This window comes from Frankia torreyi (genome assembly GCF_000948395.1).
Classification (GTDB): Bacteria; Actinomycetota; Actinomycetes; order Frankiales; family Frankiaceae; genus Frankia; species Frankia torreyi.
Map to the genome: position 1 here is coordinate 1 of NZ_JYFN01000109.1, position 9,992 is coordinate 9,992.

The window sequence follows — 9,992 nt, forward strand, 5'->3', positions numbered from 1 at the left end:
GCCCCCTCCGCCTCCTCCTCCCCCTCCGCCTCCTCCTCCCCCTCCGCCTCCTCCTCCCCCTCCTCCGCCGTCCGCACCGCCGCCGTCCGCGGCCCCGCTGCCGTCCGCGCCCATGGCGCCGTCAGGCCCGTCAGGCCCGTCTGGGCTCTGGGCCTGCGTGTCCGGGCCCTCCGGTGCGGGCTCGGTGGGCTGGGCCTGCTCCGTGGGCGGGTCATTGGGTGGCACCCGCTCCCAGCGGCGGCGTTCCGCGGGTCCTTTGTTCGACGTGAACATGCGCTGGGTGGACGCGGAGTCCAGCTGCTGCCCGTCGGCGTTGGGCCCGTCGGAACACGTGCAGTCGTCGGGCATCTCGGCGGCGCGGTCCGCTCGATTTTCCACACCCCGCTTGCCGCCGGGTGATTCCGCCCGGCCGACTTTCAGTTCGGCGAAGGCGCCGACCTTCAGCTCACTACCCATCTCTTTCTTCTCCTTGTCAATTGAGCGGCCGTCTGTTGCCGGCTGGTCCGTGTCTGCCCGTCAGGCGCCGCCGAGGTCGGTCTGCCCGGTGCGCCGGCGCTCGATATCGCGTGCGGCGCCTGCGACCAGATATCCGAGGTCCCCGTTGATGGGCCGCGGGCAGGCGGCTTCGAACGCGGCGCTGATCTGGCGCTCGAGCGTCGGGCCGGAGGCGAGCGCTGCCGTGGCCGCCAGCAGTCCACTTGCCGCGGTGTCGCCCACCAGCACGTCGTCCCCGCCTTCGCCGTACTCGGGCGCCGTCAGGAGTAGGGCCAGCTGTCGCGCGGCGGTGGGAGCGTCGATCCAGAGGCCGCGCCGCGTCCACTCGTCGGTGCTGGGGTGGCGCGGCGCGTCCGGTGGCTCGGCTCGCAGGGTCTGCAGCACGTCCGACCATCGATAGGGGCCGCCCGCCCAGCGCGACGCGTCACAACGGTCCACTCGGCCCCGGCCGAATGGGTCCGCTGGTTCGGTGGCCAGCTGCCCGCGAAGGACCGCCAGGATGTGGTCCGCGAAGGCGTCCGGGTCCACCCAGGTGCGCAGAAGCGCCCGCCGAGCGTCGACCGCGCGGTCGACGGCGCTCACGAGCGCGCAGACGAGGGGAGCCTGACCGGCGAATTTGCCGAGAGTCTGGCGCACCCGCGGGCTCGGCCCGACCGCGTTGCGCCCGACCAGGTGCGCGACTACGGCGGCCTCTGTCCACGTGGTGACAACCGGGGTCTTCGCCAGCCCGTTGGCGGCGTCGATCTGTCGCAGCGTGCACGGCAGCCGCAGGCACTCCGCGGGGCAGAGCCGGCTCCGGGAAGCCACCAGCGGTGGGTCGGCACCGGATGCGCCGTCCCGTTTCTCGCGCTCCTCACCGAACGGCACCCGGACCAGTACCGGGAAGTCCATGCCATCCACGGTGACCGCCGCCTCGCCCGGCGGAAGCGCGACCACCTGCTCGGACTGCTCCGGCTGCAGGTTCATCGCCGCGCCAACGAACGCGCGGTCGTCCGCACCCGGTAGCCGGTGCATCACCTTCAACGCGCTGTTCTTGACGACATCGGGGATGACCTTGGCCGGGATCTGCTCGACGACGGCGACGCCCTCCCCATAGGCGCGGATTTCGGCGAGCAGGGTGGCAAACAACTCCACCGCGGCCGCGGCTGGGCCGTCGGGCGCGTTCTTCAGGAGCCGGTGTGCCTCCTCGATCACCATGACGTGCTGGAGCTCGCCCGGCCCGCCGCGGCCATACTTGACGCGCAGGTGCTCGACGATCCGGAGTATGACGGTACCCATCAGGAATGCCTTGTCCTGATCGTTCGTGAGGTCCTCCAGTTCCAGGATGACGTCACGATCTCGCAGTCGGCCGATGTCCAGCGGGTGACCGCCCTCGAAGAACCGGCCGGAGGTGCCCTCACGGAGGCTGCCGATCCGGATGTCGATGAAACCGCGCACGTCGGCCTCGGTCTCCGGGCCGTAGCCGATCTCGTCGACGACCCGGCTGGCCGCGGCCTGCAACTCGCGAAGCGTCGGGTACCGCGGGCGGCGGTCCGTCTTGCTGCTGCTCGGGCCGGCGTGGCCGGTTACCAGATTGAAGCCTGCATCCGCGTAGACACGGGTCATTGCAAGCGACAGGACCTGGGGAAACGGCTCCTCGGCCTCGAACGCCGCGAGAAACAGCGCCCGGAGGAGGTCGATGTGACTCTGCAACGGGAAGTCCGGCTCCGGCTCCATCGGGTTGAGCCCGGCGGGAGGCACGTCGAGTTCGCCGGGACGGATCAGCAGCGGTGCCGCTCCGGCGCTTAACCGGCCCGCCATCCGGGCGTACTCCGCCTTCGCTGGCTCGATGACCAGCCACGGCACTTGCCGGTCCCGACCGGTGGACAGGTTTTCGAGCAGCCAGCGAACCGTCTGGGATTTGCCAGAGCCGGTCGCGCCGCATACGAATGCGTGCCGGTTGAGCGTGCTGGCCGAGACGAGCACCGGGCCGGCATCGGTGCGGGCGGCAGTGAGCACCTGGCCCAGCGGGTACCCGGTGCCTGCCTCGCCGTCGGGGCCGGCGGGCCCCTCCGGGGNGACGTCAAAGGNGTGCGGCACGACCAGCCTGATGCCCGGCAGCTCGCGGCGGGGTGGCCGGGCGATGGCGGCGAGCAGATGGGCGGTGCCCAGCAGCGGTGACCGGAACCGGGGCTCAAGGTTCCCCGGCCGCCTCGCCTGCATCGCCGGGGCCGCGTCGCCGGCGGGCGGGCGGAACGCGCCCGAGCCGGCAGGCCCGTGGGGGGCACGCTGGGCCTCGCTGTGGAACGGCTCCCCGGCGGGGGGCCGGTCGCCGTCGCCGACATCGTCGAATGCCGTGGCCGCGCCTGCGGGCCGAAGTGCGTACGGCAGCGACTCCAGGTCGCTCGCCCCGCACAGCAGGCCGGCCATCGACCAGGCCCTGGCGGGGGTGCGTCCCGCGGCGAGGACATGTACGGCCCAGACGCCGATGGTGCCGACCGTACTGAGCTCTCGGTAGCGGGCGTCGGCTCTGTCGACCGCGGCGCGCGCCTCCGCGACGCCCTCCTGGCGCTTATGCGCGGCGCCCGCACGTACCGTCGCGCCGAGTTCGACGGCCAGGACCTCCGGCGGCAGCGGCTCGGCGACGACGAGCCAGCCGAACGGCTCGTCGAAGTACGCGGCATAGGTGTCGAAGGAGGTCCGCGCCGGCCGGCCGTCGGCTCGCCCGCCCGGCGAGCCACCCGCCCCGCCGTTGCCCGCACCGCTTCCGCCTGCGGCTCCCGACGACGCACCGGATCCGGCGGCCCAGAGCGCATCTGGCGCGCCGGCGCAGCGCACCCAGAAAGGCAGCTCGCGCAGCCAGTCGGCCGTCTGGTCGCTGGGCAGCGCAGACCCCGTGGCGCCGGGAGGATAATGCACCGGTCGCTCGGTGCCCCCGCCCGCCGCGTACCCACCTCCGCCGTGCCAGGGCACGACGGCGACTCCCGGCCGGCCGCCCACCAGGAAGTCCATGCTCGACCGACCGGGGCGGCGCAGCCAGGCAACGGCGAACGCTGGCCTCGCCGCCGCGACCAGGTCACCCGGCGAGAGCGGCCCGCTGAGGTCGGCATGCAGCCCGGCCAGCGCGGCGACCAGCGCCGCCGGGGTGTCGTCGGCGCCGCCCTGGCGCGTGGGTCTCGGTGCGCACGTCAGCCGGTGGAAGGCCATCCCGTCAGTGAGGGCCATCAGGCCCCCTGAACGAGGGAGCTGAGGGGCGCCGCAGCCAGGGGCGCGGCCGGCGGCTGGCGACCGGTGGTTGCGGCCAGTCGAGGAGTCCGGCACCGTCGGTGTCGGGACCGGGCAGCGTCTCGCGGGCCTGGCCGAAGCCCGGGATCGCTGGTCTACGCGGCCGCGGGGGCGGCGTCCGGAGCTCGGAGCTCGGCCGGCGCCCGCCGACCGCCGGTGCTGGGTCGCCCACCCGCCGCGCGGGCTCGACCACGAAGGGGAGCAGTGCGAGCGCGGGGTTGCAGTCCATCGCTTCTATCCCGTGGCTGTGCACGGCGAGGGCCTCGTGGGGATAGAGCTGTTGGAGCGTCACGGCCTCGACACGATGGTCGTAGACACGATGCCAGCCCTCGTGGGAGCCGTGCACCCACGCCAGCGCCTGGGAGGCGCTGCGCTCGATGCCGGTCATGCGGGTGGTCGTCGTCGCGCGCTCTCTGGCCCGTGCTACCGCGACGGAGTCCGGAATCGGATTGATCGGCGAGTCGTGACCCCAGGTGTGGCTTTTGTTGGACCCGACCGTCTTTGACGTCCCGCCCTGCGTCGACTCGCCAACCGTGTCGGTCTCGGTCGCCGTCAGGCTGAGCTCCTTGCCGATGTCGGCGCGCTGGTAAGTGTGCTCGTGACCGATCGCCTCCGCGGCGGCATGCGCCCCGCTGCCCAATCGCATGAACAGACTCAAGCCGCTCCTGGTGTTGTAGATCTCCTTCGCGGTGTCGTCGAAGTCGTCGAAGAACGTCAGCAGGCCGATGCCCGCGCGCTNGCAGGCCGCGCGCAGCCGCTTGATGTGCGCCGGGTCGACCCGGGCCTGGCCCAGACTGAGCACCATGACGTCAGCGGGGCCGTGAACTGGGCGGTGGTCGGGGGCGAGCGCCGCGCGCCACCGTCGGCCCACCTCCCAGATGGCCCGCTGGATGACGAGCTGATCGACGAGGTCTTTCGCGGGATCGCCCTCGTCGGCCGTCGCCACCTCGAGCACGTGCAGCCCCTCTGTCGGCCGCCAGCTGATCGGCCGGGCCGGTTCCGCGGAGACCGTGTGCTCGCGGTCGTCCGCGCGGGCCAGCGGGCCGAGTGCCCCGCACAACAGCTGCAGGTCGTCCACTCTGCTGCTGCCCGCCGGGACCAGGACGTCCATCGCCCAGGTGAGCGCATGCTCTTCGTCGGCGGACAGCAGCCCGCGGCGGCTGTCGGACCTGCCGCTGAGGACGAACAACGCGTCGACGAGAAGGCCGAACGTGATGGTTCGATGCGGGGACAACCGGTCCGCGACATCCTGGAGCATCTCCGCCAGGTGCTCGACCCGACCGTCATCATGGCGACGAAGCGCCCCGACCGCCTTGGCGATGATCTGTGGATACACATGATTGGGAAGATCGGCGATCAGTGGCGACGCGCCGACGGACCCCAGGACGTCGTGATGGGTCACGGGCACGCCGGCCGCCGCGGCGTACACGGCCGCCATGCCGGACAGGTCGTCCTCCGAGAGATCGGCCATCCAGACCCGGTGTCCGCCGGCCAGCAACGACAGGATGTGGACCGCCAGCAGGCCAGCTCTTCCGTCGTCGTGGTCGTCGGTGCGCTGCCCACCGAAGACGTCCACGAGCCAAGGTGGATTCGACCAGGCGACTGGGCGCAGCCGCGACGGCCTGCCAGCTGGCACCCGGCGTGACAGGGGCAGGGCGCCGGACGGTTGCGGCCCGGATGGCACGACATGGATCGGGACGGCCCCCGACGGCTCGGCGCCCGGCTCCGCCGCGTAGGCGTTCGCATCGTCGTGGGGAATCGCCCTGAGCGGCCGTTCGCCGGCTGGCCTACGGCCACGAGCCGACCGGAAGGTGCGGATCACCGGCGGTAGCGTCAGCCAACCACCGAGTACCGCGGCCGCCGCGACGGTGCCGATGAACAGGGGCCTCGTTTCGCCGCGGAGAATCAGGTAGACGGAGGCGACGCCAGCGAGGCTGAACGCGCTGAGGCTCAGGCGAAGCGGCGACGTGAGCAGCCACCTGAATGCGCTGTGATCCTTGTTCTTTGCCGAGATGAAGAGCCTGAAGACGACGAGCGCCGTCGCAAGTGTTACGACCACCAACCAGACCCTCGAGACCTGGTGGTCAACCGTGAGCGCCGCGGCCGAGCCCCCGATAAGTGACCACAACGGTGGGTAGCGGGGCGCCCGGCGCCATCCGCGCCGGCGCGGTGTGCCCGCCACCCGCGGAGGCCCCTGCCGTGGTCCCCCTTTCGGGTGCGCGGCGGGCCGGACCACGCCGGCCGGCTCGCGGGCGATGGCTTCATCGGCGTCGTTGTCTGGATCGGGCCGCGCCGGTTCGGGTACGGGTGCCGGATCGGGCGCCCACCCCAGGCGGCACCCCGGCACGTAAAGAAGGTGCGCGATCTCGCGTGTGTGCGGTGGTGAAATCGGGAACACGGACTCGGACATAACACAGCCCCCGGATTGCCGTCCTGACGCGACTGTCGGAGTTTGCGGTGCCGCTGCGGCAGCCGCTTCACGCGATGGTGAACGAAGCCAAGTCTAGGTGCCGAGTGCGGGATAAATCTCGCATTAAGCCGATCTTCAGAAAATTCTCGTAGGCCGGCTGGCGCGGAGGCACGTAGGTGGAACTCTTTTGACCTGCGCGGTTTGTCTTCTTCATCGCAAACGACGAAAAAGACAAACCGCGCAGAAGTACCCTAGAAGGATCGTCCGCCGCCGTACTCCGTACCATGAAATCGTTCTGTGGTCTGGAATGGTTTCGGGGTCTGGGCACGGGACGTGCCTCGCCAGGGCGCCACCGGACCGTCAGCGGAAGACGCGGTTGCCAGGATAGAGGGCCGCCGCCTCCGTGAGCAGCCGCCGCCGGCCGCCAGGCGCGCGCCCGTGGCCAAGTTCGAGCCCCACGGCGGACCAGAAAGTCAGCGCCTGGATACCTGGAGTGAAGGCCGGGAACGCCTCCGGCGCCAGGCCGGCCCTTCGCAACAGCAGGGCCGCCGCGTCCGGAGCCCCGAACACCGTCGCGAGCGCCGTCACCTCGGCGCTGCTCAGAGGCTCGGCCGCATCGAGCTCGGCGGCGCGCCGGCCGGCTCGGACCGGGCTCCTGACCCGGTCCCGGCTGGAGCGCCACCGTCGCGCCTCCAGCACAAGTGCGCAGAGCAACACGCCGTAGGCCAGGTCACCGCCGTTCATCGGCCGCGGTGCGGATGTGTGCACCCTCGGCCGAGGTGATGGTGTGGGGCGGTGGCGTCCGGTATCCATGGGCTGCCTCCTTAGTGGGGTCAGCCCTGGCGTCCGTCCGCTGTCTTCCTGCGGGAGCTGGTCGGTGGCGCCAGGGTCCTCGGGCACCCGAGCCGGGTCCCGGGGACAAGCATGAGCGTTCGTCTGCGCTCAATGTAGGGGCAGCTCTGAGCTCTCGGACTCGCTTCAGGGGGGACGCCTGAGGGGCCACGACCTGGCTTTTCGTGCCTTCTCGGCGATCATCCCCCACGAATCGGACCGGTGGGCTCCTCCGCGTCGGTGATCGCGGGCGATGCCCCCACTGGCTCAGCCGGGCGGACGCGGCCGAAGGCACGGGCCCCGTCGGGCGTCCTTGTGGGGCCACCCGTGACCGCGGTATTTTCCGCGTGTGAGCTCGAGTTCAGAAAACCTCGACCTGCCGACGCTGCATAAGCAACTCAAGGATGCTGTCGATGGCGACCGGCGCGCTCTGTGCGCGGGGCTGGGGAGAGTACATCACCGGCGTGGGGCGTTTTCTCCCTACGAAGGCGGCTACCTCACTCGCGAACACCTGGCCGACCTCGTGCAGCGCAAGATCCTGGAGTCCGCGTCATGGAACAGTGTCGAGACGTGGACCGCCGAAGACATCTTTGCCTGGCTGAACCCGCTGAAGCGTGACAAGAGGCTCCCAGACAGAATTCAAGACCGCCAGTTGTTCCTTGAATCTCTTTACCGGGTGATGGCCGACTGTTTTCAGAGCGCCGGCGAAAGAATGTCAGGACGGCGGCCGGCGGAGTATCTCAACTATCTCGGCGCCGAGCCGCTGTATATCGACCTGCCGGAGCTTGACTTCAACCCGGCGGACGTCGGTTTCTACGAGATAACCCGGTGGAACGCGAATCGCGTGCTGGACGAGCACGACAACGTCGGGGAGGTCAGACGGCTCCGGCGTACCGCACAGAACTGGGTCCCGGACGAAATGATCGAGCGCTACCAGGAGATGGTGCTGGGGGAGAGCGGCGGGAAAGGCAGCCAGTGCTCCTCGCTGGTCGGCTTCGACCTGGACACTCGGGAGGACCAGGGTTCGCAGCTTATTATCACGGTGACCGGCGGCTGGTACTACCAGAACGTCGTCATCCGGGATATCATGCGCGATCATCGGGATATCTACGACACGTTGGCCTCGCGGATCACTAATGCCGACGGCGGCTCCCTGCACGGTGGACTGGCGGCGGTTATTGCGGGGGCGCCCAACTCGAATATCGCGTTGAACATAACGGTGAGTAGCCGCAGCGGAAAGGTGCTGCTGATCAAGCGGACCGCGGGTGTCCGGACCTGGCAGGAATATTTTCAGGTGGGGCCCCATGAGACGATGAATTTTCGGCCGACCGAGACGAAGCAGGAGAACTGTTTCGTTCTCGCCCGCCGCGCCTTGTCTGAGGAGCTGCAGATCGAGAAGGAGGACCTGGTCGGCGATATCATCTTCTCCTGGTTTGGGTACTATCTGCCGGAGGCGCAGGGCTATTTCTTCGCACACGCGCAGACCGACCTCAGCGAGAACGAGATCGCCAGGCGGATCCGCGGCGCGCACAGCTCCTTTGAGAGTGGTCGCATAGAGTGGCTCGAGTTGACGGAGGAGAATGTGAGTTCCGTGCTCGAGGCGTGGAGCCGAGGGCCATGGGAGACCGTTCCCGACATGGCTGGCCGGAGATTCCTGCCCCATGCAGCGATATCCCTCACCCAGCTCTACCGGGTTCGGCAACAACATATGTTCGGCGCACCATAGGCTGGGACCGGGTGCCGGTCGTCGACACCGCCTTCACCGTACATCACGGCCACCGATCGCGCCGGCGTGGCTGTTCCGCTGCTTGCGCGGGACCCCGCTGCAGTCTGGCCGCTGTACCGCGTGGACCCCGCCGAGCTGTACGTGAACGTCGGTATCTGGTCGTTGGTGGGGCTCGCGCCCGGCGAACCCCGCGACGCGCACAACCGTCTCCTCGAACGCCTCGTCGCGGACCTCGGTGGCCGCAAGTCGTTGTACAGCACGTCGTTCTACTCCCGCGAGGAGTTCGGGGACACCTACGGGGGCACGGAGTACACGGCGTTGAAGAAGGCCTACGACCCAGACGGGCGACTGCTGGATTTCTATGCCAAGACTGTTGAGGGACGATGACAGGGGCGGGTCGACGCAGCAGCGGCGTCGAGAGGAAGAACCCGTGAGCCGGCCGGTCGCCGACGCGTTGGCGCTGGCCATTCAGGCACCGGTCCGTTTCACCGCCTACGACGGCTCGGCCGCGGGACCCGACGACGCCACCGTGCACGTTCGCGTGAACAGCCCGAAGGCGGTCGCACATCTGGTGTCGGCGCCCGGCGAGCTCGGCCTCGCCCGTGCCTGCGTGTCGGGCGAGCTGGATCTTGAGGCGCCGGATCACTACACCGCGCTGGTGGCATTCGCCGCCGGGCACCGCATCGGGTCGCTGTCCTGGGGCCGGCGGCGACGGACGACTCGTGCGCTACTACGAGCAGCAGGGCTTCACAGCGGCCAAGACCTTCCGCATCGGCATCTGGACCGGACAGCTACAGAGCTTGAATGGTCGGGGTCTGGTTACGGGGGTTCCGGGTCGGGGAGTGTAAGAACAACGGCTCTGGCGCATATTCGGTGGTGACGGTGCGCTACCGACCTTTAATGCGCGAGGTCGGCTGATTGATCATGGGATGGTGTCAAGGTCAACCCGGTGCCCGCCAGGCAGCCCTCGAGCAGGTCAGGACGGTGTCCGACCCGGCTCATGCCGCGTCGGACCAGACTGGTGAGATGATCGACGTCGACCAGGACCCGGTTGGCGATCTCCCCGCGTTTCAACAGCGACCAGACAGATTCCACTGGATTCAGCTCCGGGCTGTACGACGGCAACCGGATCACGGTCAGCCACAGGGAGTTCGCCGCGATGAACGCGAGCATTTCCGCGCATCGATGGGTGTTCAAACTATCCCAGACCAGCACGACCGGCCGGCCCAACCGGCGGTGCGCCGCCACGATCAGATCCCGGTACTC

7 protein-coding genes are annotated in these 9,992 nt (G+C 69.6%); 3 read left to right on the forward strand and 4 right to left on the reverse strand.

Going from position 1 to position 9,992, the window contains the following annotated elements:
• From FF36_RS36575 to FF36_RS30580, 3 genes are all read right to left on the reverse strand, one after another.
• Nucleotides 1-456: hypothetical protein (locus FF36_RS36575; protein WP_479686806.1), on the reverse strand; the 456-nt coding region annotated here is incomplete at its 3' end.
• A 60-nt stretch (nt 457-516) separates the two neighbouring features.
• Nucleotides 517-2,493 carry a helicase HerA domain-containing protein gene (locus FF36_RS41350; protein ID WP_422615131.1) on the reverse strand — a complete coding sequence of 659 codons (1,977 nt, stop codon included), beginning with the start codon at nt 2,491-2,493 and terminating at the stop codon, nt 517-519.
• A gap of 4,036 nt (nt 2,494-6,529) precedes the next feature.
• Nucleotides 6,530-6,913 (reverse strand): effector-associated domain EAD1-containing protein, encoded by a 384-nt coding sequence (locus FF36_RS30580; RefSeq protein ID WP_044888691.1) that lies wholly within the window; start codon nt 6,911-6,913, stop codon nt 6,530-6,532.
• A gap of 436 nt (nt 6,914-7,349) precedes the next feature.
• On the opposite strand from FF36_RS30580, the gene FF36_RS30585 reads away from it, so the two are divergent.
• The 3 genes from FF36_RS30585 to FF36_RS36280 all read left to right on the forward strand — a co-directional run bounded on the left by FF36_RS30585 (nt 7,350) and on the right by FF36_RS36280 (nt 9,606).
• Nucleotides 7,350-8,726, forward strand: coding sequence for a hypothetical protein (locus FF36_RS30585; RefSeq protein WP_128423443.1), 1,377 nt, complete (start codon nt 7,350-7,352; stop codon nt 8,724-8,726).
• A 66-nt stretch (nt 8,727-8,792) separates the two neighbouring features.
• Entirely contained in the window at nt 8,793-9,113 is a 321-nt protein-coding gene (locus tag FF36_RS30590; RefSeq protein WP_044888693.1) for an FAD-binding oxidoreductase, read from the forward strand.
• A gap of 43 nt (nt 9,114-9,156) precedes the next feature.
• A complete protein-coding gene (locus FF36_RS36280) occupies nt 9,157-9,606 on the forward strand; it encodes a hypothetical protein (protein ID WP_199865563.1) in 450 nt (149 codons plus the stop codon).
• A gap of 17 nt (nt 9,607-9,623) precedes the next feature.
• On the opposite strand, the gene FF36_RS30595 is transcribed toward FF36_RS36280, so the two are convergent.
• A partial coding sequence (locus tag FF36_RS30595) for a transposase (RefSeq protein WP_044888694.1) occupies nt 9,624-9,992 on the reverse strand: 369 nt, incomplete at its 5' end.